Below are 25,830 nucleotides of genomic sequence, written 5' to 3'. Positions count from 1 at the left end.
ACACCGACACCCCATTCAGGTAACAATTGCCGGTTACGCCACTTCACGCATGCAGGGATGCAGCGTCAATAATGGCCGCTGCCTATGTTGCAGTGGTCTTGTATAAAGAGAGCACGCCATGAAAACCGTCACTCTAAGCACGCTGCAGGCCTACAAGCAGGCTGGCGAGACGTTCAGTTGCCTGACCGCTTACGATGCTTCCTTTGCCCATGCGGCAAGCCAGGCAGGCATTGATGTACTGCTGGTCGGTGATTCGCTAGGCATGGTATTACAAGGCCATAACAGCACCTTACCTGTCACTATTGAAGACATCGTTTACCACACCCGCTGCACTGCTCGTGGCAAAGGCCACAGCCTGCTAATGGTCGATCTCCCCTTTATGAGTAACGCCACCACCGAGCGACTGCTTGAAGATGCCGGTGCGGTTATGCGCGCGGGCGCTGAACTGGTCAAGCTGGAAGGCGAAGCCTGGATGGCCGATGGCATTCGTGAACTGACTCGCCGCGGCGTCCCAGTATGTGCGCATCTCGGTTTAACCCCACAAACCGTGCACCAGCTAGGCGGTTATAAAGTGCAGGGCCGCGATGCCGCTCACGCCGAGCGAATTATTAATGATGCCAAAGTCCTCGTTGAGGCGGGCGCCTCGGTGATTCTGCTTGAGTGCGTTCCCGCGAGCCTGGGCAAAGCGGTAACCGAAGCGCTGGATGTTCCAGTCATCGGTATTGGTGCAGGGCCCGATACCGACGGTCAGATCCTGGTGATGCACGATGTACTCGGTGTTACCCATGGCCGCACACCGCGCTTCGTGAAAAACTTTATGGTTGACGCTGACAGTATTCAAACAGCCTTCCAGCATTACCACGAAGCGGTCAAATCGCGCACGTTCCCGGCCCCAGAGCACTGTTTTTAAATACTGTTTTTGAAGATCGTTCTTGAAGACCGTTTTTAAAGACCGCTTTTAGAAGAAGAAATCTTGACTATGCGCACTTTGCGAGACATTGATCAGCTACGCAGTACGCTGCAGGAATACCGTCAGCGCGGCCAGCGCATTGCCCTGGTGCCCACGATGGGCAACCTGCATGCGGGGCATTTAGCGCTGGTGGCCTGCGCGCGCCAGCACGCCGATATTGTGGTCTCAAGCCTGTTTGTCAACCCGATGCAGTTCGGCCCAGGGGAAGATTTAGACGGCTATCCGCGTACCTTTGACGCCGACCAGGCGCAGTTGGTTGAGGCTGGCTGTGACGTGCTGTTTGCACCAGCGGTGAGCTCACTTTATCCAAACGGTTTGGATGCTCAAACCCGTGTTCATGTACCCGTCGTCGGCGAAGGGCTGTGCGGCGGCTCACGCCCCGGCCATTTTGACGGTGTCTCCACCGTGGTCAGCATGCTGTTTAATCTGGTACAGCCAGACGTCGCCTGCTTTGGCGAGAAGGATTACCAGCAGCTGGCGGTGATTCGTAAGCTGGTGTGCGACCTGCATATGCCGATCGAGATTATCGGTGTACCAATCGTGCGTGCCGAGGATGGCTTGGCACTGTCATCGCGAAATGGTTATTTAAGCAGCGAGGAGCGTGCTATCGCTCCTGCGCTCTACCGCACGTTATGTATGCTACGCGATGCTCTGGAGCACGGAGCCCCAATAGAAGAGGCTCTTGATCAGGGTAAAGCCGCGCTAAGTGAAGCTGGTTTTACACCGGACTACCTGGAGCTACGTGACGCATCACTGGCACCGGTGAGCCCAACCACCCGCCACGCGGTACTGTTGGCAGCGGCCCAACTAGGCCCGGCGCGGTTAATCGACAATGTCACGATTCAACTCCCGGCCAGCACAGTCACTGCCTTCAGCAAATAAATAAACAACTGGGAATAGAGGAACTCACATGCACACCATTATGCTCAAAGCCAAGCTGCACATGGCTCGCGTCACACACGCGGTACTCAATTACGAAGGCTCCTGCGCCATCGACGGCGACCTGCTGGATATGGCGGGCATTCGTGAAAATGAGCAGATCCAGATTTACAACGTCGAGAACGGCGAACGCTTCACCACTTACGCTATCCGCGGTGAGGAAGGCTCCAAACTTATCTCGATCAACGGCGCTGCGGCCCACCTCGCCGCCCCTGGACACCGGATCATTATCTGCAGCTACGCCCACTACTCCGAAGCCGAACTGGAAAACCACCAGCCTGCGCTGGTGTATCTGCAGGAAGGCAACCATGTCAGCCACACCAGCAATATTATTCCGGTACAGTTAGCGTAGACGCAGGACGCTTCAAGCTTTTCTCAAACGGGCCATTTTGTGGCCCGTTTTAATTTGCTTATAAAAGCGTATTGCCGCAATGCGCACCCTTCCCCTATGCTGAAGAGACGGCTGACAGAGCACGTCTAAAAGAGTACGGCTGACAGAGTACGCCAACCGGGCATCTGGAATCAGACTGCCTGCTTTTAACTCCAGGAGTCATCTTATGAAAGAAGTAGTCATTGTTGCGGCGCGGCGCACCGCTGTTGGTGCCTTTGGTGGTTCACTAGCTGGCATCCCGGCAAGTGACCTTGGCGCTTTAGTCATTAAGGATATCCTCTCATCAACCGGCGTAGCCCCCGACCAAGTTGATGAAGTACTGCTAGGCCAGGTGTTGACCGCAGGCGTCGGCCAAAACCCAGCTCGCCAAGCATCGATCAAAGGCGGCCTACCGGCCTCGGTACCCGCCATGACCATCAACAAAGTATGTGGCTCGGGTCTTAAAGCGATTCACCTCGCCACGCAGGCAATTCGCTGCGGCGATGCCGACCTGATTCTGGCTGGCGGCCAGGAGAATATGTCAGCGTCTCCCCACGTCCTACCCAATTCCCGCAATGGCCAGCGTATGGGCGACTGGAAAGCCATCGATACCATGGTGCATGATGGCCTGTGGGACGCGTTCAACGACTACCACATGGGCATTACCGCTGAGAACTTAGCCGAGAAGTACGGTATTACCCGCGAAGAGATGGATAAATTTGCTGCTCAATCTCAGCAGAACGCTGCGAACGCTATTAAAGAGGGCAAATTCAAAAGCCAAATCGTACCGGTAGAAATTCCCCAGCGCAAAGGCGACCCAGTGGTGTTTGATACCGACGAAAACCCGCGCGAAGTCACCGTCGAAAAACTGGCGAGCATGAAGCCAGCATTTAAAAAAGATGGCACCGTTACAGCAGGTAACGCCTCCTCTTTAAACGATGGTGCGGCCGTGGTGATGATTTGTTCCGCTGAAAAAGCCAAAGAGCTTGGCCTAGAGCCGCTAGCGCGTATTGCCGCTTACGCCAACGCCGCTGTTGACCCGGCTATTATGGGGATTGGTCCTGCACCCGCTACCCGCCGCTGCCTAGAGAAAGCGGGCTGGAGCTTGGATGATCTAGATTTAGCAGAAGCCAACGAGGCGTTCGCAGCACAAGCGTTATCCGTCAATAAAGAGCTTGGCTGGGATGTCAGCAAGGTGAACGTTAATGGAGGCGCCATCGCCTTGGGTCACCCGATTGGTGCCTCAGGCTGTCGCGTACTGGTATCACTGCTGCACGAAATGATCGCTCGTGATGCTAAGAAAGGTCTCGCGACGCTGTGTATCGGCGGTGGTCAGGGTGTGGCCTTGGCTATCGAGCGGCCTTAACAACCTACCCTTCGCTCGCTTAGCTAAGAGCTAATATAAGCCCTCGTCAATTGACGAGGGCTTATCCCGTTCGGAATACACAAACCTTCTTATCTTGTTCTACTAACATCATCATTACCGGGCTAAATGGCACTAGTTGCCATTGGTCTCTGACGCGACAAGAGAAAATCGTTGTTGAGTCACCCATCTCCCCTCAGTATTCACGATCAACGCAAAACTGTTGCAGTAACACTGAATCGCTCTCTGTTTCGCCATCAACAAACGCACCTCATCTTCTATTCGCTCGAGCGCCTCTGGCTCACTCTCTCTGGCGACGGTGAGGTGAGGTATGCTGCCCGTATGGAGACCACCGTAGGGTGGGTAGTCTGGGAAGGCATCGACGAATACTTTAATCAGCGAGATAAAAGGAGCGCGTGGGCGTGGCTGAAGATACACCGTGTCCTTGAATCGGCCCACACCCGATAGGCAAAACTCAAAAGCAGTGGTTTGTTTAGCAATCGCTTTAAGCTTGCGAAGATCTTTCTCGACAATCTCGTTAGGTGATACAAAGGGATAAAGTAGTGTTATGTGCGCGGGCACGCCTATAGCCGCGGTGGCATCATAGCGCTGACGAAGCTCGCCAACCACGGGTTCGGCTTCGCGAACAGGAACGATCAAGGCCGCTTGCGGTGCCACTCGGGTCATGACTGCATCGTCCAGTTCGGCGCATCCGTGCCAGGTGGCATCGAGGGCCGTGCGTAGCCTGCTGGTGTGCGCAGCAACTGCGCGCTAGGACGCACCGCGCGTAACAGGCCGAAGCCAGAAATATCACTTGTCAGCCAGGGCGCAAAGTCGGGCCTAGCGGCGTCAAGGCCTCCCTCGACGCGCCCCAACCCGCGCAGCCAGTGGCCAGTCTGCGCCAACGAAACCTGCACATGCCAGCTTCCCCCTTCGCGCTGCTGATGCCACAGGGCGGCGGCAGCCCCGAAGGCCATTAGAAAGCCACTGGCCTGGTCGAGAATCTGCATCGGCAGCGCGCGTGGCTTGCCGTCATCGGTCACTTCACCCTCAGCATGATTGAATCCCATCGCCGTCTGCACCAGCGAGTCAAAGCCGCGGCGGTTGGCCCAGGGGCCCTGAGTACCGTAGGCGGTGAGCGACACGCTGACAATGCCGGGCCGGCGAGCAGCCAGGGCCTCAGGAGAAAAACCGAGTGCGGCCATCCCACCAGGGCGGTAGCCCTGCGAAAATATCTGGGTATCCTCGATGAGCTGCCATAGCAACTTTCGCCCGGCAGCGGTGCGTAAATCGATATGCGCCGAGCGTTTGCCCCGGCTGGTCTCGGCGATGGCAGCGATATTGGGAAGGTTAGGTGAGTTCACCAGCATCACATCCGCACCCAATGAAGCTAACGCCCGCCCTCCCACCGGCCCAGCCAGGATGCGAGTGAGGTCGAGCACCCGCACTCCTGTGAGCGGACGGGCGTTATTTGCCAGAGTTGGCAACGCGCGAGGCGGTGCATCGCCGATGCGGGTGAGCGTCATTAACGGCTGCGATGCGATGGCCTGGCCCTGGGGCGTTACATCCCACTCATCGAAGCGACGCAGCGCCGTGGCCACTAAGCCACGCTCAGCGCTCGCCTGCTCGAACGCCAGCGCCTGCCAGCTCAACAGTGCGTGCGCAGCATCTTCGCGTGTTGCTGATCTCTTATCCAGGCCCAGTAATCGTAGCGCTCCATCGCGATGGTGACGAAAGTTGGTGTGTACACGAACGTGCCCGTCGGCGCAGCGATATAAGCCGGAGAACGGATCCCAGAGGTTGGGTTCCTGGCCATCCAGGCTGAACCACCCCAAGCACTCAGCGGCGGCGTGCGCCATCTCCACCGCAACTGGCTGGCGGGGCGCCCCGCGCGAATGCCCCAGCTCGCAGGCGGCAAGCGCCGCGGCAGCGATCGTCGTTTGCGCGGCGGCACCAACGGCAAACGAGGATGGGAAAACGGGATCATGGCCGGTCAACGTGATCTTGTCCAAAGCCTCCGTCGGCAGACCACCCAGTGACCAGAGCGCGGTCAGTGCATCGCGTGCTGTCAGCGTATGGAAACTCATGCTAAAGCCTCCAACAACGCCCACCCCTGAGGCCACTCCCCTAACTGACTTGCGGCGTTGATATGCCCGCAGGCGCCCACGTCAACAAAGCCGGCTTGCCATGCCGCAGCCTGCTGCTGGGCATAGGCCGTCGTCGCGTAAGGGTCGTCACTGCTGGCGACAACCAGCGCTGGAAATGGCAGAGGCCGAGCAGGAGCATTGCGGAAATCGCTCGCTTCAGGTGGGAAAGCCTTTGCGCCAGGGTCAGGTACTGCCACCAGCAACGCGCCGCTTACCTGGGCCAATCGATAAGCTCTCTCATCGCTACTGTTGGCCTCCTGCACCCAGTGCGCCACCAGCAGGCACGCAAGACTGTGAGCAACGAGCAACACCGGCGCCTCAGCTTCATCAATGGCGGTATCCAATGCCTGCAGCCAATCGGTAAGATTCGGCTCATCCCAGGAGCCAGGCTGAAAACGGAGGCTATTAGGCCGCTTTAGCGCCCATAGCGACTGCCAGTGGTTAGCATCAGAATTGCCGAGACCGGGCAGAAATAGCAGCTGGGTCACTGGTTTGTTAGTTGTCATCGCAGGTCTCCTTACGCGGTCGATAGCGCAGCTCGCCAGGAAAAGTCGTGGGCGGATTACCGGTGCGCAGCCACTCCATGGCAAGTGGCCAGAGCACGTCGCGAAAGCGCTTATGGAAAAAAGCAAAATGGCCGATGCTTGGCTGGCCCACCGCAGTTGGCGCTAGCCGCAGGTGGTAGCGTTCGCTATTACTGTAATACTCTAGAAGGCGATCAAGCGCGGGACGAGTGCCGAAAGGGTCATCGTCGATGCCCAGCGCCAAAATCGGTGCCTGCACACGCGCGAAGCCCCGCACCAGCATTTCAGCTTCGGGTTCGCCCTCTGTTTCACGTTTACGCCGCACGCTGTGCTCAAAGCGCGGCCCCATTCGCGCCCAATCCAGTGCTACGCCTTTGGGTGTATCTTCCATCCAGCCCAGACGCTTAGCGGGTACGTAGCCGACCAAAAGTGCCAACAGCGGCATCGCTAGATGCCAACGCAAGAACATAGAGCGCCGAGCCTCGGGTGCGTAGTCCCGCCAGTAGGCATACTGTGCGCCCATAGTGAAGATACGGCGCACGTGATGGCGGACTGGGCAAGACCAATCACGAAACCGCTTGCAGAGTGACCCACCACATCAATAGGTTGACCAGGAAAACGTCTGGCGACGTAACGTAGAACGCCTTCAAAATCATGCTGCCCCCAGTCGATCCAATCGGCCTTGAGCTTACGCAGCGAATGGTGGCGCGAATCGCCGATTCCCCGGTAGTCGTAGGTCACTACGTCCCACCCTTGCTAATACAAATAATCAGCAAAGGGCATGTAATAGCGGCAGCGCACCGAGGTGGCGGTGTTAATGATCACCACGGGGCCAGGGTGAGACGACGAATCACAAGGTCGGCGCCATACCCACCCGCGCAGCGCATAACTATCCGCCGCGGGGCACAAGCTAACACCTTACCTGCAACAAGGTTTTACGCAGATTGCCAAGGGGGTTGACTCACTTCGCCAAAAACGCCGTGACGGGCCGCTACGTCTCAACATGTTGCCTACTTTTGCAACCAACTGGCTGTCGCCGCGGTTAAGCCTGTATCCCTTCGAGCGGCGTGGATTCTCGCTTGAGATATCCACTACGCAGGATGAGGTAGACCTTGCCGCGGGGGTGGCCGATGTGGGCATCTGGTACGGCAACGGGCATTGGCCGGAATTACAGGCCGATCTCCTCTTTGAAGCAACCATCGACCTTTATGCCCGTCCAGGCTTTGCTACCGGCTCCCATCGCGATCGCCTTGACCGTGTCAGCCAGGCCAATCTGTTTGTCTCCCGCCACTGCCTGACATGGCAACGCTGGATGGAGAGCCTTCCCGGCGGCCCCTTCAAACCCGCCGTGGTCACGCAGGTGGATTCCGGTGGATTAACGCTGCAAGCCGCTGCCGATGGGGTGGGTGTATCGATAGCAGTCTGCGAACTGGCCGATAGCGCCGTGCGTTTGGGGCGGCTAACGTCGGTATTCGAACATCCAGTCAACGCAGACGTTGGCTTCTGGTTAGTCTACCCAGATGCACTGCGCGAGGATCGCCGTTTGGAAAATTTGCGCAGCTGGCTGTGCGAGCAGTCAGCATAGCCAGATACTTGCGCATTATTTATCGCTTACTTAACGACGCTTCTCCCCCACGATGCGTGAAGGTGTTCGCCAGACCAGCAGCGCCCCCAGCAGGAATAATCCTGATGCGGCCCACATGGCAATGGGTAGGCTAGTACCATCGACCAAGCGTCCCCCTAGCATAGCCCCCAAACCAATCGACATGTTGAAGGTAAACGCCATCAACGCTGTGGCGGCTTCGGTATTGGGCGCGGTGCGTATAATCCAGGTTTGAATGCTGACTGATACACTGCCAAACACCGCGCCCCACATCATGAGCAACATGACACCGCTGCTCGGCTGAACACCCAGCAGCGGGAAGATGGCGACGACGATGAGCAGCAGGCTGGGAATCGCCAGCACGGCGCGATAAGGGTGACGCCCGGCAAACATCCCTGCCGCGATATTGCCCACAATACCCGCCGCCCCATAGAGCAGTAGCAAGCTACCCACATGACGCTGGGAAATACCGCTGATCTCTTGAAGAATGGGGCTAATAAAGGTGTACGCGGCAAAGTGGCCAACCACCACAAAGCCCGTGGTTAACACCGCCACTCGCACACCGCGATTGCTGAATTGCTGCGCCAATACCCGCAGGCGCACCGGCTCTCTTGGTGGTAATGGCGGCAGCCAGCACCACAGCGCAATCGCCGTTAACAGGCTAAAAACGCCCAGTGCGCCAAAGGCAACCCGCCAGTTACTTAGATCCCCCAACAGCGTGCCTAGCGGCACACCCAACACGGAGGCCGCCGCGACGCCACCAAAGATCATCGTCATCGCTTTCGGCACCTGCGCTTCAGGCACTAGGCGCGGGGCAATACTGCCAGCAACGGCCCAAAACCCACCAATACTAAGCCCCACCAACACCCGAGCGGCAAGCAGCAGGGTGAAACTGCTCGCCAGGGCCGACAACACACTCCCGGCTACCATGACGATCATCAAGACCGTGAGCATAATGCGCCTGTCCAAGCGCCCCACCGCTACCGGCAACAAAGGGGCTGAAAAGGCAGCGACGACGCCAGGCACGGTGACCATCAAACCCGCCATACCTGGCGTAACACCCATTGAAGCGGCCACTTGAGAGAGCAGCCCAATCGGCAACTGTTCAGCGGTCACCAATAAAAAAATACCGATCATTACGGCCACCACCGCCCGCCAGCGTGGCGCTTGTTCCTGCTCCATTAACTGCTCCCTAACGCTCTCTAAGTACCCGCTTAAAAAGCTTACTGAACAAATCTTTATCGAACAAAACTAATCCTAATAAAACAATTTCTAATAAAATTAATCCTAACCAAAAAATAACGCCCCCGCAGCCAGAGGCTACGAGGGCGATAACAAAAACCTAACTAGCGATTTAAATCGAACTGATTAAATCGTGGCTTCGGTTTCAGCTTCTTCTGCGGCAAAAGCAGCTTTCTCTTCTTCGGTGATCTCTTTCATCGACAGCTTCACGCGGTTGCGGTTGTCGATATCGAGTACCTTAACAATCACGTCGTCGCCTTCGTTCAAGAAGTCGCGCACGTTATTAACGCGCTCAGCAACGATCTGCGAGATGTGCACCAGGCCATCAGTTCCCGGCATGATGTTCACAAACGCACCGAAGTCGGCAATACGTACTACCTTACCGTTGTACAGCTTGCCGATCTCCGCTTCTGCGGTAATCGCCAGTACGGTGTCGATGGCGCGTTTCGCAGCGGCTTTATCTTCCGCGTAGATACGTACGGTGCCATCGTCGTCAAGATCAATGGATGCGCCGGTGTCTTCGCAAATTTTGCGAATCGTCGCGCCGCCTTTACCGATAACGTCACGAATCTTGTCCGGGTCGATTTTAATGGTTGCCATGGACGGCGCGTTGTCGGAGACATCGCTACGGCTCTGACCGATCACGACATTCATCTGCTCGAGAATACTCAGTCGCGCGGTCAGTGCTTGCTGCAGCGCGAGCTCCATAATCTCTTCGTTGATGCCTTCGATCTTGATGTCCATCTGCAGGGCGGTAATGCCCTCTTCAGAACCGGCCACTTTAAAGTCCATATCGCCAAGGTGGTCTTCGTCACCCAGGATATCGGTCAATACCGCAAAGCCATCGGCATCTTTCACCAAGCCCATTGCAATACCCGCAACCGGAGCCTTTAGCGGCACACCCGCGTCCATCAAGGCCAGCGAAGAGCCACATACAGAGGCCATGGAGCTTGAACCATTAGACTCGGTAATTTCAGACACCACACGAATGGTGTAAGGGAAGACGTCTTCTGACGGCAGCATGGCCTGCACGCCACGACGTGCTAAGCGGCCGTGACCGATTTCACGACGCTTCGGACCACCCATAAAGCCAGCTTCACCCACTGAGTAAGGGGGGAAGTTGTAGTGCAGCATAAAGCGGTCTTTACGCTCACCTTCCAACGATTCGATGAGCTGAGAATCACGCAGCGTGCCCAACGTTGCCACGGCAATCGCCTGGGTCTCACCGCGAGTGAAAACGGCAGAACCGTGCGCCTTGGGCAGCACACCGACTTCGATGGCTAAAGGGCGCACGGTTTGGTTATCACGACCGTCAATGCGCGGCTCGCCTTTTACCACGCGTGAACGGACAACGCGTTTTTCCAAACCAGCAAAGGCGCCTTTTACGTCATCTTTACTAAACTTATCATTAACCGGTTCGCCTTCATCAGCTGCCAGTTGCTCAATGGCTTGAGCTTTCAGTTCAGCTAGCGCATCTTGGCGCTGCATCTTGTCAGTGATGCGATAGGCATCGCCTACCTTGGCTTCAAAGGCATCGGCCATGGCGGCTTTAAGCGCCACGTTTTCTTCAGCTGCCTGCCATTCCCAGCGCGGCTTGCCCGCTTCAGCGACCAGCTCGTTGATCGCACTGATAGCGACCTGCATCTCCTGATGACCGAACAGTACGGCACCCAGCATCTCGTCTTCAAGCAGCTCTTTGGCTTCGGACTCAACCATCAGCACGGCTTTTTCAGTACCGGCGACGACCATGTCGAGCTCAGAGGTGGCCAGTTCTTCAACCGTCGGGTTGAGGAAGTAGCCTTGCTCTTCGTTAAAGCCAACGCGAGCCGCGCCAATCGGGCCATTAAAGGGTACGCCAGAGATGCTCAGCGCCGCGGAGGTGCCAAGCAAAGCGGCGATATCCGGATCGTGGTTACGGTCGGTGGAGAGAACGGTACAGACAACCTGCACTTCGTTCATAAAGCCTTTGGGGAACAGTGGGCGAATAGGGCGATCAATCAGACGCGAGGTCAGCGTCTCTTTTTCAGTGGGGCGCCCTTCGCGCTTGAAGAAGCCGCCAGGAATTTTGCCCACCGCGTAGGTTTTCTCTTGGTAGTGTACCGAGAGGGGGAAAAAGGGCTGACTCGGGTTGGCGTCTTTTCGAGCAACCACGGTACACAGTACGACGGTGTCATCCATTGTTACCATGACAGCGCCGGTAGCTTGGCGAGCAATACGCCCGGTTTCGAGCGTGACGGTGCTACGACCGTACTGGAACGTTTTCTTTACCGGATTCACAGCGACTTCCTTCAGCATTATCAATATCTACTTGTCTATTCGTTTAGGTCGTTTTGACTCGTTACCATTCTAGGCGCTGGAGCGCGTTAGGGCTACCTGTTCCCTCTCGTCGTCAACTCGAAACATAAAAAAACGGGCAGCTCCTTGGGAGCTGCCCGTTTCTAATCGTTGCCGTTAACGCTTAACGACGCAGACCTAAACGCTGAATCAGAGACTGATAGCGTTCGAAATCTTTACGCTTTAGGTAGTCCAGCAGCTTACGACGCTGGTTAACCATGCGGATCAGACCACGACGAGAGTGGTGATCCTGCTTGTTGGTCTTGAAGTGGTCCTGCAGGCCATTGATGTTGGCGCTCAGCAGTGCAACCTGCACTTCAGGGGAACCGGTATCGTTATCGCCGCGGCCGTATTCAGTGACGATCTCGGCCTTCTTCTCAGCGGTTAAAGCCATCTGTATCTCCAGTAAGCAATATGCCTAAAAATGAATGGGTGAGACCACGCATATTTGCAGTCTCAAGCTACTATGTGCGTCTTGCATCTTACTATTTTCACGTAGTCTGCGGCGTCCTTGCAACAGGCCTTACGAGATAGCGACGGTACTTAACAGCCGCTTAGGCGCCACTTCCTGGGCACCTTTCACTACACCAAGGCCGATAAACGTCTCGGCGTAATAAAGTCTGGCTACGTCGTCCGCGGCTAATGCGCCGGTTTCGAGAGTAGCGGGCTGGCCATGGGCCAAACGGGCGTGAGCGGTGTCATCGACTGTCAGTAACGGTAAATGATCAACGAGCACATCCACGGGCATTAGCTCAGCTTCCAAGGCTGCTTGGTCGGCTAACGCTTCCAAGGCCTCTAGCGTCCACATCGCGTCGGCTAAAAAGGGCCCTGTTTTGAGCCTTCTTAGTTGACTAATGTGCGCGCCACAGCCAAGCGCCTGACCAATATCTTCGGCTAACGTGCGGATATAAGTGCCTTTACTGCAGCTTACTTCCAGCTCGAAAGCCGTTCCATCAAATGAAAGCAGGCGCGCATCATACACGCTTATTCGGCGTGCTGCACGCTCTACGTGTTTACCTTCACGGGCCAACTCGTAGAGTTTTTTGCCCTGATGCTTTAAAGCCGAATACATGGGCGGCACTTGGTCGATCTCACCGCGAAAACGGGTGAGCACAGCTTCCACGTCATCGACGTTTAGGCTGGGAACCTCATGCTGCTCCATCACCGAGCCTTCCGCATCGCCGGTATCGGTGATCACCCCCAGTTCTACCCGGGTGCGATACACCTTGTCGGCTTCAAGCAAGTGCGACGAGAACTTGGTCGCTTCCCCAAGGCAGATCGGCAATAAGCCGGTGGCCATCGGGTCTAGCGTGCCGGTGTGTCCGGCTTTCTGAGCCTGGAACAACCGACGAACACGCTGCAGCGCATGATTGCTGGAAACGCCCTTGGGCTTATCCAGCAGCAGTACGCCATTGACCGGCAAACCGCGACGTTGACGCGCCACTAGCGAGTTTCCTCACTTTGCTCGGCGTCGGCGTCATCCTCGTCATCTTGATAGCGAGCACGATCCGTGGTCACCGCTTCATCAATCAATGAAGAGAGTTGCTGACCACGCACCACGCTTTCATCGAAATGAAAACGCAGCTCCGGTACGTGACGTAGCTTGATGCGCTTAGCAATCTGACTTCTTAGAAAACCGGCGGCGCGCTTAAGCACTTGCAGGTTTTCTTTAATACGCTCGGGCTCTTGCTCACCCAACAGAGTGACGTAGACATCGGAGTAGCCAAGGTCACGGCTAACGGTAACGCCGCTAACGGTGACCATACCTAAACGTGGGTCTTTCACTTCACGTTGGATCAACACCGCCAGCTCCTTTTGGAGCTGGTCGGCTACCCGGTCGGTACGCTTAAATTCGCGCATGTTTAGCTCCTCGCAACCTTACAGGCTGCGCTCGACCTTCACTTGGTCGAAGACTTCGATCTTATCGCCGACTTGGACATCGTTGTAGTTCTTCACGCCGATACCACACTCCATGCCGTTGCGCACTTCCTGCACATCGTCTTTGAAGCGGCGCAGCGATTCGAGCTCACCTTCGTAGATCACCACGTCATCACGCAGCACGCGGATCTTCTTATTACGATGCACGTTGCCTTCAATCACCATACAACCGGCGATCGCACCAATCTTCGGCGCACGGAAGACGTCACGTACTTCGGCAATACCAACGATCTCTTCTTTCCACTCAGGGGCGAGCATACCGCTCATCGCCTGTTTGACCTCGTCGATCAGCTGGTAAATAACGCTGTAGTAGCGCAGATCCAGACCTTCACGCTCGATGATCTCGCGGGCAGCAGCGTCAGCACGGACGTTAAAGCCGACCACGATGGCTTCAGAAGCAAGTGCCAAGTTGGCATCGGTACCGGTAATACCGCCCACACCCGAGGAGACCACAGCCACTTCGACTTCATCGGTGGAGAGCTCTTCCAGGGCGCCTTTGATCGCTTCCAGTGAGCCTTGAACGTCGGCTTTGAGGACGACATTGACCTTGGCCACTTCGTCTTGGCCCATCTGGCTGAACATGTTCTCCAGTTTGGCTTTCTGCTGACGCGCCAAGCGCACTTCGCGGTACTTGCCTTGACGGAAGTTAGCCACTTCGCGGGCTTTCTTCTCGTCAGCGACGACCATAAAGTCATCACCGGCATCCGGCGTTCCGCCCAAGCCTTGAATCTCTACCGGCATGGCCGGGCCAACCGAATCAACCTGCTGGGCAAGTTCGTTGGTCAGCGCACGCACACGACCATAGTGCAGACCCGCCAGGACGATATCGCCCTTTTTCAGCGTACCGTTCTGAACCAGTACGGTAGCGACCGGGCCACGGCCTTTATCAAGGCGTGACTCAACCACCACACCTTTACCCGGCGCGGAAGGCACGGCTTTTAGCTCAAGCACTTCGGAGGCCAGCTGGATCGCTTCCAGCAGCTCTTCCATACCTTCACCTGTCTTAGCAGACACGTGAACAAACTGGGTGTCACCGCCCCACTCTTCCGAAATCACGCCGTGCTGGGAAAGCTCGTTCTTGATGCGATCCAGGTCGATACCCTGCTTATCGATCTTATTCACCGCCACCACCATCGGTACTTCAGCGGCTTTGGAGTGCTCAATCGCTTCAATGGTCTGCGGCATCACGCCGTCATCCGCTGCAACGACTAGAATCACGACGTCCGTTGCCTTGGCACCACGGGCACGCATGGCGGTGAACGCCGCGTGGCCTGGGGTATCCAGGAAGGTAACGCCACCGTGGTTATCTTCCACGTGATATGCACCGATATGCTGGGTAATACCGCCTGCTTCACCGGTAGCCACTTTCGCTTTACGGATATAATCCAGCAGCGAGGTTTTACCGTGGTCAACGTGACCCATCACCGTCACAACGGGTGAACGAGTGATCTCTTCGCCTTCGTAGGAGATGCCTTCGAGCATTTCCGTTTCCAGCGCGTCATCTTTCACCAGCTTCGCGGTATGGCCCATCTCTTCCACCACAATCGCCGCCGTATCCTGATCGATGGTTTGGTTGATGGTAACCGCCGCGCCCATGTTAAACATGGCCTTGATCACTTCATTGGCCTTGATCGACATTTTGTCGGCCAATTCCGCCACGCTGATAGACTCAGGGATCGAAACTTCACGCACCATCGGCTGAGTCGGTTTCTGGAAGGCGTGCTTGCCATTGCCGGTCTGGTTGCCACCACGGCGACCACCACGACGTTGTTCCGCACGTTTTACCTTCTTACCGCCGCCACCACGTTTACGCTCTTCGCGATCACCACGATCTTCATCGTCACGACGACCTTTGGCCTTCGCTGCCGTTTTCTTCGGCGGCGCGGTACGGCGGTCAGAGCGGCCCTCTTTCGGCGGCGCTGGCGGCATATCGTCGCCCGACGGGGTATCGTCGATTTGCAGATTAGGCACATCAAGTTCAGGCGTTACAGGCGCCTTTTCAGCTTTCGGCTTGGCATCAGCTGGCTTCTTAGCAGCGGCTTCTTTCTTGCTCGCTGCTTCTTCAGCCGCTTTAGCTGCCTGAGCCTTCTGCGCAGCTGCTTTTTCTTCAGCGACACGCGCATCGTTTACTTTGCGCTCAGCTTCCGCTTCCGCCATATCGCCCACTAACTGGCGTGGGCCGGTGTAGCTAGGCTCTGGCGCTTTCGGCTTCTCATCTTCAGCGCTTTTGACGTAAGTCTTTTTCTTACGTACCTGCACTTCGATAGTTTTGCCGCGCTCGCCGGTATTAATACGGCTACGGGTTTTGCGCGTCAGCGTGATGCGGTTTTTGCCCGCTTCAGCGGTGTCGCTGCCACCGTGGCTTTTCTTCAAGAAACTCAGCAGCTTTTGCTTATCTTCTTCAGACACAGCATCGCTTTCAGAAGCGTGCTCTAAACCTGCTTCTTTCATTTGCTCTAGTAGGCGGGGCACATCACGGCCCACCTTTCCTGCGAAATCTTTAACTGTCATATCTGACATATTGACCCTCCTCAGCCCGTGACCTGTTTACTGTGTGTTCGAATCCGATGCGTCATCGACTTCAAACCAGGGCGCACGGGCAGTCATGATCAGTGCCGCTGCGCGCGCTTCGTCTAACTCCTCGATATCGACCAGATCGTCGACAGACTGCTCGGCGAGATCTTCCATAGTGACAATGCCGCGACTGGCCAAAATGAAGGCCAGGTGGCGTTCCATGCCATCCATCTCCAGCAGATCAGCTGCTGGTTGGGCACCGTCTAGCGCTTCTTCCGAGGCAATGGCCATCGTCAGCAGCTCGTCTTTCGCACGTGCGCGTAGCTGCTCTACTAAATCTTCATCGAACTCTTCGATTTCGAGCATCTCTTCCATCGGCACGTAGGCGACTTCTTCCAGGGTAGTGAACCCCTCTTCCACCAACAGGCGAGCGACATCTTCATCCACTTCAAGGTGCTGGATGAAAGAGTCCACCAGGCTATCAATCTCTTGGTCGCGCTTAGACTCTGCTTCTTCTTCGGTCATGACGTTAATCCGCCAGCCGGTAAGCTCAGAGGCCAAACGCACGTTCTGACCGCTACGGCCAATGGCCTGAGCCAGATTATCTTGCGCCACGGCCACGTCCATCGCGTGGGCATCTTCGTCAACAAGGATAGACCCAACATCGGCGGGCGCCATGGCATTAATGACCAACTGGGCCGGATTGTCGTCCCACAACACAATATCGACACGCTCGTTTTGCAGCTCGGAAGAGACTGCTTGAACGCGCGAACCGCGCATACCCACACATGCACCCACCGGGTCGATGCGGCGATCATTGGTTTTTACCGCAATTTTGGCGCGCGAACCCGGATCACGAGCAGCGCCTTTAATCTCAATCAGCTGCTCAGCGATTTCAGGCACTTCAATTTTGAACAGCTCGATGATCAGCTCGGGACATGTCCGCGACAGCTGGAGCTGGGCGCCACGAGCGTCTGGGTCTACCTTGACCAACAGGGCGCGCACCCGCTCGTTCATGCGGTAACGCTCACCGTGAATCATTTCATTGCGGGGTAAAAACGCCTCAGCGTTTTCGCCCAAATCAATGATCAGGCCGTCGCGAGTGGTCTTTTTAACGATGCCCGCTACCAGTTCGCCTTCGCGATCAGCATATTGGCGCACGACTTCAGCCCGCTCAGCTTCACGTACTTTCTGTACGATCACCTGCTTGGCGGTTTGCGCAGCAATACGACCAAACGATGCGTTTTCGATGGTTTTTTCGACCACATCGCCCAACTTTAGCGGCGGATCACGCTGCTCGGCGATGGTCTCTTTAATTTCGTAATCTGGCGTTTCAAACTCGTCGTCTTCTACGACAGTCCAGAAGCGGAAGGTTTCGTATTCACCGGTGCGACGGTCAATATGCACGCGCACATTGGCTTCTTCTTTGTCAAAACGCTTACGTGACGCGCTCGCAAGAGCGGCTTCTACCGCTTCGAAGATGACATCACGTGGGACGCCCTTCTCATTGGAGATCGCGTCTACGACCATTAAAATTTCTTTACTCATGCGTATGCCTCGCCAGAAAACCTATCCTTATGTGCATCACCCCGGCAGCCTGCCGGCAGCGCCGCCACCCGGTCAATCGTCGAACTGCGGTACAATGTGAGCAGAATCAATACTTTCAATAGGAAAGCAATACTCTTCGCCATCCAGTTGAATGAGTACTTCATCCCCCTCAACACCGACCAGAAGCCCTTGATACTTGCGCCGCCCGTCAAAGGCAGTGCGCAGCTTGAGCGCGACGTGATGACCTTGAAAGCGGGTAAACTGATCCAGGGAATACAAGGGACGTGCCATGCCTGGCGAGGAGACTTCCAGCCGATACTCACCGGCAATGGGGTCTTCCACATCCATAACAGCACTGACTTGGCGGCTAATATCTGCGCAGTCTTCTACGCTAACGCCACTCTCGCGCTCGATATAGATCACCAGCCGCGAATTTTTGCCCTGGGAAAGATGGTCGATGCCCCATAGCTCAAAGCCCATGGCAGCAACAACAGGTTCGATCAGCGCGTGAAGCGCAGCGTGTTTAGTGGCCACAGACAAAGCTCCTATAGCCGTTGCATCAGGCACCTGGCCAGGAGTTATTAGAAAAGCTAGGTGGCTGATTGGCGTTACTCGGAAATGTGCTCCCGGTTATCCGGACGCATCCGCTATTAAGATTACTCATATTAGCGACAAGCGGGCGCTAGCCCAATGCTTTTGCTAACCAAAAGCTGCTAACAAAAAGCCCCTTCACTGGAAGGGGCTTTTTAAAAGAAACCTTAAGTACTAATTCTTCAGTACTATCTTCAAGTACCGTTTCAGCAACACGCCCCAGGATTTACCTGATAGAAGCTATTTTCAATCTATGGTAGTAGAGAAAACAACTTTCGAACATGCCACTAGAAAATGGTAGCGGGGACCGGATTTGAACCGATGACCTTCGGGTTATGAGCCCGACGAGCTACCAGACTGCTCCACCCCGCATCAATCTAGGTCGACGATAATAGACACTAAAGCTACTTACGTCAACAACTACTTGCTTCAAGAACACTTTACTTAAAGCTGTCTTTTCATTTTAGCTGCTAAATGCGACGTTCTCATTTAACAACCCAAAAAGACATTCTGGGAAGCTGGCGAGCCAGCAAAACAGATGGTGCCGAAGGCGGGACTTGAACCCGCACGACCATACGGTCACTACCCCCTCAAGATAGCGTGTCTACCAATTCCACCACTTCGGCATCAGGGGAGGCTAAAGAAACGTTATCGAACTAAACAACGAGGATTAACTACTCGCTGCTTTCCTCTAGCACTGGCGCGGTATTATCCACGTCTGCAGGCCTGTCGTCAAGCGTCGGAACGCTTTGCTGCTGCTCGATCAAACGCGAGTCTGGAATGCCTGCTTCTGGTGCCTGACCAGCCTGGGTGGCGAAGTAAGCCAGTGCCATAGAGGTAACGAAGAAACCCGCCGCCAAAATAGCCGTCGTGCGTGATAAAAAGTTACCGCTGCCCCGCGAACCAAACACGGTTTGTGAAGCACCGCCCCCGAAAGCCGCACCGGCTTCGGCACCTTTACCCTGCTGAAGCAGAATGAGTACCACCAGGGCGATCGCAATCACCACATGGATCATAAGAATTGCAACTTGCATGGCGTTATCCTGCTGACTGACAAATGGCATAAAAATCATCGATCTTGAGTGAGGCTCCGCCCACTAGACCGCCGTCGATATCTGGCTGAGCAAGCAGCTCAGCCGCATTACTTGCATTCATACTGCCGCCGTATAGCAAACGCAGCTGTTCAGCCAACCCCTTATCAAAGCCCGCCTGGTAAGCACGAATGCCTGCCATGACTTCCTGGGCTTGTTCAGGAGATGCCGTACGCCCCGTGCCAATCGCCCAAACGGGCTCGTAGGCAATAATCACGTGCTTACGCTGGTCTGGCTCCAGGCGAGACATTACATGCCCTACTTGACGCAGCACCACGTCCATCGTGCGGCCCGCGTCGCGCTCCTCCAAGGACTCCCCCACACAGAGAATCGGCGTGATATCCACGCTCAATGCCGCTAGCAGGCGCGCAAATATCTGTTCGTCGCTCTCTTTATAAAGCTGACGCCGCTCTGAGTGCCCTACCAAGACGTAAGAGACCGCAAACTCTTTGAGCATGCGACCACTCACTTCACCGGTATGGGCACCAGAGTGAATGGGATTCAATGTTTGCGCGCCCAATGACAGCCCCGTGCCCTCAAACGCAAGGCGCGCCGCATCCAAATAAGGGAACGGCGGAATGATAACGACATCCACGCCCTTTGGCGATACGGCGGCAGAGAAGGCCTGGCCGAATTCGTTGATCAACGCCACGGAACCGTTCATTTTCCAGTTACCGGCAATTAAAGGCGTACGCATCGACTCTCCTCACTCAAGGTGGAGCGAAATGGTATAGGAGCGGCCTTGTCAAGACAACCGCTGTTGCAAGCACAGGTTTGCTTTCCTGGGCCAGCTAGCTATATCGACCAGCTAGCTATATCGAATAGTGGGACACGTTTATTTAAGCAATGCCTGAACTTGATCAGCCAAGCTGTGCGCCAATTGTTCGACATCCAAATGGGCACGCCCCTCCACCATCACACGAATCAGTGGTTCAGTGCCTGACGGGCGCAACAATACGCGCCCTTCATCGCCCAGTTCATGCTCTAACGCAGCAACCGCCTGCTGGAGCGGCGCCGACGCCATGACCTCTTTAGCACTTGTATGGGCGGGTAAACGCACATTAATCAGCGCCTGCGGCACTTTTTCCAGCTCTTTTAGCAGCGTCGGTAGGCTCTTCTGCTCGCGCATCATCAGCGCCAACACCTGCAGCGCCGAGACGATACCATCACCGGTAGTCTGCACATGACCGCACACAATGTGACCCGACGACTCACCGCCCAACTCCCAACCGTTGGCGGCCATTCGCTCCATGACAAAACGGTCGCCCACTTTTGCTCGCTCAAAAGGAATACCCAGCTTATCCAACGCCATGGATAGGCCAAAATTAGACATCAAGGTGCCCACCACGCCGCCCTGCAGCAAACCACGCTCATGACGATCACGGGCAATTAAATAGAGAATATCGTCGCCATCGACTTCGCGGCCATTGCCGTCAACCAACATTACGCGATCGCCATCACCGTCAAAGGCAATCCCCAAGTCAGCATTTTGCTGAATGACGGCAGCACGCAGTGCGGCGGGATGCGTTGAGCCTACCTGCTGGTTAATATTTAACCCGTCGGGCGCAGCGCCGATGGTGGTGACGTAAGCCCCCAGTTCGCGAAACACATTAGGCGCGATATGGTAAGTGGCGCCGTGGGCGCAATCTAGTACTACCTTAAGGCCATGCAAGCTAAGCCGATCAGGCAGGGTTGATTTGCAAAATTCAATGTAACGGCCTGCGGCATCGTCGATACGGGTTGCTTTACCCAGCTGAGCGGCTTCTGCCGTGGTCAGCGGCGCTTCAAGCATGGCTTCAATACGATCTTCCGTTTCATCAGGAAGCTTCTTGCCCTCTGCGGAGAAGAATTTGATGCCATTGTCATCGAAGGGGTTATGCGATGCTGAAATGACAATACCCGCGTCAGCACGGAACGTACGCGTCAAGTAGGCGATGCCTGGCGTCGGCATTGGCCCCAGCAGCGACACATCCACACCGGCGGCAGAAAGCCCCGCCTCTAATGCGGATTCAAACATGTAGCCAGAGATACGCGTATCTTTGCCAATTAACACCCGCGTTCGGCCTTTATCACGGCGCAAGACCTGTCCTGCCGCCCAGCCTAGCTTGAGCATAAAATCAGCCGTAATGGGTGATTTACCCACTGTGCCGCGAATACCATCGGTACCAAAATAGCGCCTTGTCATGCGTCAGACTCCTTGTTAAGCGGCGGCTCGCAGCCTTCTTGTAGTACCGCCCACGCCATATTGACTGCATCTACCGTTGCAGCGACATCATGTACACGCAGAATATTCGCCCCACGCTCTACCGCCATGGCTGCCAGCGCCAAACCACCGGAAAGACGCTCCTCTACCGGGCGGCCTAACACTTTGCCAATCATACTCTTGCGCGACATACCTACCAACAATGGAAGCTCCAGCGACTGCAGAGTATCCATATATTTGAGTAAACGTAGATTGTGTTCGACGGTTTTGCCGAAGCCAAAACCAGGATCAATTAAAAGCCGATTACGGCGCAGCCCAGCCGCCTCACACTCGGCCACACGGCGGGTCAAATAGTCAGCTACCTCTTCCTCGATTGGACGCGAATAAGCAGGTGCCTGCTGCATATCTTGCGGCTCGCCCTGACGATGCATCAAGCAAACGGGCAGGCCACTGCCCACCGCAGCCAGCAGTGCTCCTTCACGCTCTAATGCGCGCACGTCGTTAAGCATACCGGCGCCCAGCTCGCTCGCCTCGCGGATAACGGCGGGACAACTGGTATCCACCGACACCAGCGCATCCAGTTCGCGCACCAGGATTTCCACCACGGGGGCAACCCGGTCAAGCTCTTCCTGGGGGCTGACAGGCGTAGCGCCAGGACGAGTCGACTCGCCGCCCACATCAATGATTGCAGCCCCTTCCGCCAACATCCGCTCGGCATGGCGCAACGCGTCATCTAACGCGACGTGCTGCCCGCCATCAGAAAAAGAGTCGGGTGTGACATTAAGGATGCCCATAACGCGGGGAAACGAGAGATCCAGCAGGTGGCGCCCACAACGCAGCTGGAAAGCATTTTCAGCTGTTTGCGTAGAGGACGTATCCATAAGTGATTTCATGCTGCAGCCTGGTCAATAAAAGAAACTTTGCAGTGTTATAGGTACAGCATAACAAAAAAGGCGCCCCTTGACGGGGCGCCTTCGGCTTATACGCAGGGTTAACTATCTAATCACCTAAGGGCCCGCTGGGCCGCCGAGAGGATCTGAAGGCCGACGGCGCGGCTCGTCATCATCCTCTTCGCCGTCGCTGCCAGAAGCGCTGGTAGACGTATCATCATCGGCTTCTTGCGCTTTTGGCTTATCACCGCCGCCAACTGGCGTTCCGCCGCCGGATGAATCACCGTCGTCCCAGCCTTCCGGTGGGCGCGGATCGCGACCTTCCATGATGTCCTTCAACTGCGTGGCATCAATAGTCTCATACTTCATCAACGCTTCGGCCATGGCATCCAGCTTGTCGCGATTATCCGTCAGGATTTGGCGCGCCTGCTCATAACAATCGTCGATGATTTTACGCACTTCTTTATCAAGTCGTGTGGTGGTATCACCCGACTTCATCTTACTGCCGCCCTGGCCCGGGCCGCCAAGGAACTGATGCGACTCGTCCTCGTCGTACATGATCGGACCCATCTCATCCGACAAGCCCCACTTCGCCACCATGTTATGGGCAAGCTCAGTGGCGCGTTTGATATCGTTGGAGGCGCCAGTAGTGACACCGTTCGGCCCCAACGTCATCTCTTCAGCAATACGACCACCAAACAGCGAGCAGATCTGCCCCAAAATTTGTTGCTTCGACAGGCTATAACGATCCTCTTCCGGCAGGAACATCGTCACGCCGAGGGCACGCCCACGGGGGATAATGGTTACCTTGTAGACCGGATCATGAGAAGGCACAACCAGACCGATAATGGCGTGACCTGATTCATGATAAGCGGTGTTGAGCTTCTCTTTATCGGTCATGACCATCGACTTGCGCTCAGCGCCCATCATGATCTTGTCCTTCGCAAGCTCAAGCTCTTCCATGCTAACCAAGCGCTTATTGCGACGCGCGGCGAACAGGGCTGATTCATTAACCAAGTTAGCCAAATCCGCGCCGGAGAAACCTGGCGTACCACGCGCAATTATTTGCGGCTTAACGTCATCCGCCAGCGGCACTTTACGCAGGTGAACGCCAAGAATGTGCTCACGGCCACGAATATCCGGCAAACCAACGGTAACCTGACGGTCAAAGCGACCAGGGCGCATAAGCGCAGGATCAAGCACGTCCGGGCGGTTAGTTGCAGCGATAACGATGACGCCTTCGTTGGCTTCAAAACCATCCATCTCGACCAGCAGCTGATTCAACGTCTGCTCGCGCTCGTCGTTACCGCCACCCATGCCAGCACCGCGAGAGCGGCCCACGGCGTCAATCTCATCGATAAAGATGATGCAGGGCGCCTGCTTCTTAGCCTGTTCGAACATGTCGCGCACACGTGATGCGCCGACACCGACAAACATTTCAACGAAGTCAGAGCCTGAGATAGAGAAGAACGGCACTTTCGCTTCGCCAGCAATGGATTTTGCCAGCAGCGTTTTACCGGTACCTGGAGGCCCTACCATTAACACGCCGCGGGGAATCGTACCGCCCAAACGCTGGAATTTGGTGGGGTCACGCAGGAAGTCGACCAACTCTTCGACTTCTTCTTTGGCTTCATCACAGCCAGCCACGTCGGCAAAGGTGGTTTTGATCTGATCCTGAGAGAGTAGCTTGGCCTTCGATTTACCAAAGCTCATCGGGCCGCCTTTACCACCACCGGCACCACCCTGCATCTGGCGCATAAAGAACATAAAGATGCCCAAAATCAGCAGAATCGGGAAGCTGGCAATAAGCAGCCGCGTCCAGATACTTTGCTGCTCTGGCTCTTTACCCACGACCGTCACATTATTGCTCAACAGGTCGTCCATCAGTTTCGGATCTTCTGCCGATGGGCGGATCGTCTGAAACTGAGAGCCATCCGTACGCTCACCACTGATGGTGTAACCATCAATCGTGACGCTACGTACCTGCTGATTTTGCACCTGCTGCACAAACTGAGAATAGTTGGTGTTTTGCGGTGCACTTTCGGTGCTGAAATTATTGAACACTGTCAGTAGGACGGCCGCGATGACCAACCACAGAATCAGGTTCTTCGCCATATCATTCAAGGGGCTACCCTCATTACAAGAATCCGTCAGTTAAACCCTGATGCTTAATAAAGCCTGCTACTAATAATCTTAGTACTACGACATTACATCAGCATCAAGCGTTCAACCATTGCCAAAGCGTCTTATGCCTCGGGCCATCTGTGTCACGCGCGTATTGCGGCTAATGTGACACACGTTGCGCTTGCCTGTCTGGCAATCGCGCTGATAAATCTTGGCTATGAACCACATACACCGTTATCCCATCACAGGTAAAATCATCGAACCATATGATGCGTTAACCGCGAAACCCTTCGGCCAGGAAATACACCTCCCGGGAGCGTGCCCGAGAGGCATCCGGCTTACGAGTCACTACTTTGTTAAAGCTGCCGCGTAACTCTTTTAAGTAGGCGTCAAACCCTTCCCCCTGGAATACTTTAGCTAAAAATCGACCACCGGGTGACAACGTTTCGCGAGCGAGTTCTAACGCTAGCTCCACCAAGTACATCGCCTGGGGTTGATCAATCGCCGCCATACCACTCATATTGGGGGCCATGTCCGACATCACAAGGTCTACACGGCGATTATCTAGACGTTTTAATATCGCCTCTAACACCGCCTCTTCCGTAAAATCCCCCTGGATAAAGTCCACACCGGCCAGCGCATCCATCTCTAGAATATCAGAGGCGATGACGACACCCTCAGGCCCTACCCGCTCAGCAGCAATCTGACTCCACCCGCCGGGCGCTGCCCCTAAGTCAATAACCGTCATACCGGGTCGCAGCAGTTTATCCTTTTCATCCAGCTCAATCAGCTTATAGCTGGCGCGGGAGCGATAGCCATCTTGCCAACTCTGCTTCACGTACTGGTCGTCAAAATGCTCCTTCTTCCAGTTATTGCTGGTTTTACTAACGGAATGTTTACGGCTTGGCGGCTTTTGCTGCATGTGGGAATCTAACACTGGAATAAGAGATGGGCGCATTCACGCGATCGCTTTCACTCGGTGACGTTTCACCGTAAGATGGAGCGTTAAGCGCTAACCGGGATACCGCAAGATACCATGAGCTTGTCACAGGCACAAAAGAAAGCATTTCGTAGCATTGGCCACCATCTTAACCCAGTGGTCACCGTCTCTGAGAACGGCGTCTCCGAAAATTTGCTCGCAGAACTTAACCGCGCACTCACTGATCACGAACTGATCAAAGTGAAACTCGCCATTCCTGAGCGTGATGATCGGGCTGCCATGATAGCCGAACTGATCGCCAACAGCCGTGCAGACCTTGTGCAAACCATTGGCAAAATGGCGCTGCTCTACCGTAGGAACCCGCAGGTGAATCCAAAGCTTTCTAATGTTACCCGCTTTGAGAACCACCACGGTCGGCACTAACCGTTAGATTGTACTCGTTCTAAAACGAATGCTGCTGCACTAAAACACCCCTTCAACCGACCTAACCGAGGTCAAT

25 protein-coding genes and 2 tRNA genes are annotated in these 25,830 nt (G+C 55.5%); 6 read left to right on the top strand and 21 right to left on the bottom strand.

The window, feature by feature from the left end; genetic code table 11:
• The first annotated feature begins 118 nt into the window (after window positions 1–118).
• The 4 genes from panB (at window position 119) to ACXUPB_RS01550 (ending at window position 3,645) form a co-directional block, all read left to right on the top strand.
• Window positions 119–910, top strand: coding sequence for a 3-methyl-2-oxobutanoate hydroxymethyltransferase (gene panB, locus ACXUPB_RS01565; protein WP_472955030.1), 792 nt, complete (start codon window positions 119–121; stop codon window positions 908–910).
• A 69-nt stretch (window positions 911–979) separates the two neighbouring features.
• Window positions 980–1,852, top strand: a complete 873-nt coding sequence (panC, locus tag ACXUPB_RS01560; protein WP_472955028.1) for a pantoate--beta-alanine ligase — start codon at window positions 980–982, stop codon at window positions 1,850–1,852.
• A 28-nt stretch (window positions 1,853–1,880) separates the two neighbouring features.
• The gene (gene panD, locus ACXUPB_RS01555; protein WP_007111819.1) at window positions 1,881–2,261 is read left to right on the top strand and encodes an aspartate 1-decarboxylase; all 381 of its coding nucleotides are present in this window, start codon (window positions 1,881–1,883) and stop codon (window positions 2,259–2,261) included.
• A 205-nt stretch (window positions 2,262–2,466) separates the two neighbouring features.
• A complete protein-coding gene (locus tag ACXUPB_RS01550) occupies window positions 2,467–3,645 on the top strand; it encodes an acetyl-CoA C-acetyltransferase (protein ID WP_472955027.1) in 1,179 nt (392 codons plus the stop codon).
• A gap of 132 nt (window positions 3,646–3,777) precedes the next feature.
• On the opposite strand, the gene ACXUPB_RS01545 is transcribed toward ACXUPB_RS01550, so the two are convergent.
• The 5 genes from ACXUPB_RS01545 to ACXUPB_RS01525 are packed head-to-tail and all read right to left on the bottom strand — an operon-like array spanning window position 3,778 to window position 7,054.
• On the bottom strand, window positions 3,778–4,329 hold the full coding sequence (locus ACXUPB_RS01545) for a 2'-5' RNA ligase family protein (RefSeq protein WP_472955025.1): 552 nt from the start codon (window positions 4,327–4,329) through the stop codon (window positions 3,778–3,780).
• Entirely contained in the window at window positions 4,326–5,729 is a 1,404-nt protein-coding gene (locus ACXUPB_RS01540; RefSeq protein WP_472955022.1) for a CoA transferase, read from the bottom strand. The genes ACXUPB_RS01545 and ACXUPB_RS01540 overlap by 4 nt, the downstream gene beginning before the upstream one ends.
• Complete coding sequence (locus ACXUPB_RS01535; RefSeq protein ID WP_472955020.1) at window positions 5,726–6,295, bottom strand: RBBP9/YdeN family alpha/beta hydrolase; 570 nt, start codon at window positions 6,293–6,295, stop codon at window positions 5,726–5,728. Before ACXUPB_RS01535 ends, ACXUPB_RS01540 begins: the two co-directional genes overlap by 4 nt.
• On the bottom strand, window positions 6,285–6,836 hold the full coding sequence (locus ACXUPB_RS01530; RefSeq protein WP_472956778.1) for an alpha/beta hydrolase family protein: 552 nt from the start codon (window positions 6,834–6,836) through the stop codon (window positions 6,285–6,287). The genes ACXUPB_RS01535 and ACXUPB_RS01530 overlap by 11 nt, the downstream gene beginning before the upstream one ends.
• Window positions 6,761–7,054, bottom strand: coding sequence for a hypothetical protein (locus ACXUPB_RS01525; RefSeq protein WP_472955019.1), 294 nt, complete (start codon window positions 7,052–7,054; stop codon window positions 6,761–6,763). Before ACXUPB_RS01525 ends, ACXUPB_RS01530 begins: the two co-directional genes overlap by 76 nt.
• A gap of 181 nt (window positions 7,055–7,235) precedes the next feature.
• Here ACXUPB_RS01525 and ACXUPB_RS01520 point away from each other — a divergent pair, with 181 nt between their 5' ends.
• The gene (locus ACXUPB_RS01520; RefSeq protein ID WP_472956657.1) at window positions 7,236–7,898 is read left to right on the top strand and encodes a LysR substrate-binding domain-containing protein; all 663 of its coding nucleotides are present in this window, start codon (window positions 7,236–7,238) and stop codon (window positions 7,896–7,898) included.
• A gap of 30 nt (window positions 7,899–7,928) precedes the next feature.
• Here ACXUPB_RS01520 and ACXUPB_RS01515 read toward each other — a convergent pair whose 3' ends face one another.
• From ACXUPB_RS01515 to rlmE, 16 genes are all read right to left on the bottom strand, one after another.
• Window positions 7,929–9,098: an MFS transporter gene (locus tag ACXUPB_RS01515; RefSeq protein WP_472955017.1), complete on the bottom strand. Its 1,170-nt coding sequence runs from the start codon at window positions 9,096–9,098 to the stop codon at window positions 7,929–7,931.
• Between the two features lie 186 nt (window positions 9,099–9,284).
• The gene (gene pnp / locus ACXUPB_RS01510; protein ID WP_472955014.1) at window positions 9,285–11,453 is read right to left on the bottom strand and encodes a polyribonucleotide nucleotidyltransferase; all 2,169 of its coding nucleotides are present in this window, start codon (window positions 11,451–11,453) and stop codon (window positions 9,285–9,287) included.
• Between the two features lie 163 nt (window positions 11,454–11,616).
• Window positions 11,617–11,886, bottom strand: a complete 270-nt coding sequence (gene rpsO, locus ACXUPB_RS01505; protein ID WP_007111823.1) for a 30S ribosomal protein S15 — start codon at window positions 11,884–11,886, stop codon at window positions 11,617–11,619.
• Between the two features lie 129 nt (window positions 11,887–12,015).
• Window positions 12,016–12,936, bottom strand: coding sequence for a tRNA pseudouridine(55) synthase TruB (gene truB / locus ACXUPB_RS01500; RefSeq protein ID WP_335597353.1), 921 nt, complete (start codon window positions 12,934–12,936; stop codon window positions 12,016–12,018).
• Window positions 12,936–13,352, bottom strand: coding sequence for a 30S ribosome-binding factor RbfA (rbfA, locus tag ACXUPB_RS01495; RefSeq protein WP_008958799.1), 417 nt, complete (start codon window positions 13,350–13,352; stop codon window positions 12,936–12,938). The genes truB and rbfA overlap by 1 nt, the downstream gene beginning before the upstream one ends.
• Before the next feature lie 18 nt (window positions 13,353–13,370).
• Window positions 13,371–15,950 (bottom strand): translation initiation factor IF-2, encoded by a 2,580-nt coding sequence (infB, locus tag ACXUPB_RS01490; protein WP_335597352.1) that lies wholly within the window; start codon window positions 15,948–15,950, stop codon window positions 13,371–13,373.
• 27 nt (window positions 15,951–15,977) lie between these two features.
• A complete protein-coding gene (gene nusA / locus ACXUPB_RS01485; RefSeq protein ID WP_176304304.1) occupies window positions 15,978–17,492 on the bottom strand; it encodes a transcription termination factor NusA in 1,515 nt (504 codons plus the stop codon).
• Between the two features lie 72 nt (window positions 17,493–17,564).
• Window positions 17,565–18,026 carry a ribosome maturation factor RimP gene (gene rimP / locus ACXUPB_RS01480; protein WP_008958796.1) on the bottom strand — a complete coding sequence of 154 codons (462 nt, stop codon included), beginning with the start codon at window positions 18,024–18,026 and terminating at the stop codon, window positions 17,565–17,567.
• Between the two features lie 352 nt (window positions 18,027–18,378).
• A tRNA-Met gene (locus ACXUPB_RS01475) sits at window positions 18,379–18,455 on the bottom strand.
• Between the two features lie 167 nt (window positions 18,456–18,622).
• Window positions 18,623–18,709, bottom strand: a tRNA-Leu gene (locus ACXUPB_RS01470).
• A gap of 48 nt (window positions 18,710–18,757) precedes the next feature.
• Window positions 18,758–19,117 (bottom strand): preprotein translocase subunit SecG, encoded by a 360-nt coding sequence (secG, locus tag ACXUPB_RS01465; protein WP_035562710.1) that lies wholly within the window; start codon window positions 19,115–19,117, stop codon window positions 18,758–18,760.
• A gap of 4 nt (window positions 19,118–19,121) precedes the next feature.
• Complete coding sequence (gene tpiA, locus ACXUPB_RS01460) at window positions 19,122–19,871, bottom strand: triose-phosphate isomerase (protein ID WP_472955011.1); 750 nt, start codon at window positions 19,869–19,871, stop codon at window positions 19,122–19,124.
• 138 nt (window positions 19,872–20,009) lie between these two features.
• Complete coding sequence (gene glmM / locus ACXUPB_RS01455) at window positions 20,010–21,359, bottom strand: phosphoglucosamine mutase (RefSeq protein WP_335597349.1); 1,350 nt, start codon at window positions 21,357–21,359, stop codon at window positions 20,010–20,012.
• A complete protein-coding gene (gene folP / locus ACXUPB_RS01450) occupies window positions 21,356–22,270 on the bottom strand; it encodes a dihydropteroate synthase (RefSeq protein ID WP_472955008.1) in 915 nt (304 codons plus the stop codon). Before folP ends, glmM begins: the two co-directional genes overlap by 4 nt.
• A gap of 114 nt (window positions 22,271–22,384) precedes the next feature.
• Window positions 22,385–24,391, bottom strand: coding sequence for an ATP-dependent zinc metalloprotease FtsH (ftsH, locus tag ACXUPB_RS01445; RefSeq protein WP_179916758.1), 2,007 nt, complete (start codon window positions 24,389–24,391; stop codon window positions 22,385–22,387).
• A 274-nt stretch (window positions 24,392–24,665) separates the two neighbouring features.
• A complete protein-coding gene (gene rlmE / locus ACXUPB_RS01440; protein ID WP_179916779.1) occupies window positions 24,666–25,313 on the bottom strand; it encodes a 23S rRNA (uridine(2552)-2'-O)-methyltransferase RlmE in 648 nt (215 codons plus the stop codon).
• Between the two features lie 114 nt (window positions 25,314–25,427).
• On the opposite strand from rlmE, the gene yhbY reads away from it, so the two are divergent.
• Window positions 25,428–25,754: a ribosome assembly RNA-binding protein YhbY gene (yhbY, locus tag ACXUPB_RS01435; protein ID WP_008958789.1), complete on the top strand. Its 327-nt coding sequence runs from the start codon at window positions 25,428–25,430 to the stop codon at window positions 25,752–25,754.
• Window positions 25,755–25,830: the final 76 nt, after the last annotated feature.

Source organism: Vreelandella sp. DA03-1M (assembly GCF_055725665.1).
This window is presented reverse-complemented; position numbering and strand designations above follow the sequence as displayed.

Excerpts from the sequence above, each read along its gene's own strand:
- rbfA (WP_008958799.1), bottom strand. The coding sequence starts at position 13,352 with ATGCGCGAATTTAAGCGTACCGACCGGGTAGCCGACCAGCTCCAAAAG.
- ACXUPB_RS01535 (WP_472955020.1), bottom strand. The coding sequence starts at position 6,295 with ATGACAACTAACAAACCAGTGACCCAGCTGCTATTTCTGCCCGGTCTC.
- panC (WP_472955028.1), top strand. The coding sequence starts at position 980 with ATGCGCACTTTGCGAGACATTGATCAGCTACGCAGTACGCTGCAGGAA.
- rlmE (WP_179916779.1), bottom strand. The coding sequence starts at position 25,313 with ATGCAGCAAAAGCCGCCAAGCCGTAAACATTCCGTTAGTAAAACCAGC.
- tpiA (WP_472955011.1), bottom strand. The coding sequence starts at position 19,871 with ATGCGTACGCCTTTAATTGCCGGTAACTGGAAAATGAACGGTTCCGTG.
- pnp (WP_472955014.1), bottom strand. The coding sequence starts at position 11,453 with ATGCTGAAGGAAGTCGCTGTGAATCCGGTAAAGAAAACGTTCCAGTAC.
- infB (WP_335597352.1), bottom strand. The coding sequence starts at position 15,950 with ATGTCAGATATGACAGTTAAAGATTTCGCAGGAAAGGTGGGCCGTGAT.
- ACXUPB_RS01545 (WP_472955025.1), bottom strand. The coding sequence starts at position 4,329 with ATGACCCGAGTGGCACCGCAAGCGGCCTTGATCGTTCCTGTTCGCGAA.
- panD (WP_007111819.1), top strand. The coding sequence starts at position 1,881 with ATGCACACCATTATGCTCAAAGCCAAGCTGCACATGGCTCGCGTCACA.
- rpsO (WP_007111823.1), bottom strand. The coding sequence starts at position 11,886 with ATGGCTTTAACCGCTGAGAAGAAGGCCGAGATCGTCACTGAATACGGC.
- yhbY (WP_008958789.1), top strand. The coding sequence starts at position 25,428 with ATGAGCTTGTCACAGGCACAAAAGAAAGCATTTCGTAGCATTGGCCAC.
- panB (WP_472955030.1), top strand. The coding sequence starts at position 119 with ATGAAAACCGTCACTCTAAGCACGCTGCAGGCCTACAAGCAGGCTGGC.
- ACXUPB_RS01550 (WP_472955027.1), top strand. The coding sequence starts at position 2,467 with ATGAAAGAAGTAGTCATTGTTGCGGCGCGGCGCACCGCTGTTGGTGCC.
- nusA (WP_176304304.1), bottom strand. The coding sequence starts at position 17,492 with ATGAGTAAAGAAATTTTAATGGTCGTAGACGCGATCTCCAATGAGAAG.
- folP (WP_472955008.1), bottom strand. The coding sequence starts at position 22,270 with ATGAAATCACTTATGGATACGTCCTCTACGCAAACAGCTGAAAATGCT.
- ACXUPB_RS01530 (WP_472956778.1), bottom strand. The coding sequence starts at position 6,836 with ATGGGCGCACAGTATGCCTACTGGCGGGACTACGCACCCGAGGCTCGG.
- ACXUPB_RS01540 (WP_472955022.1), bottom strand. The coding sequence starts at position 5,729 with ATGAGTTTCCATACGCTGACAGCACGCGATGCACTGACCGCGCTCTGG.
- glmM (WP_335597349.1), bottom strand. The coding sequence starts at position 21,359 with ATGACAAGGCGCTATTTTGGTACCGATGGTATTCGCGGCACAGTGGGT.
- secG (WP_035562710.1), bottom strand. The coding sequence starts at position 19,117 with ATGCAAGTTGCAATTCTTATGATCCATGTGGTGATTGCGATCGCCCTG.
- ACXUPB_RS01515 (WP_472955017.1), bottom strand. The coding sequence starts at position 9,098 with ATGGAGCAGGAACAAGCGCCACGCTGGCGGGCGGTGGTGGCCGTAATG.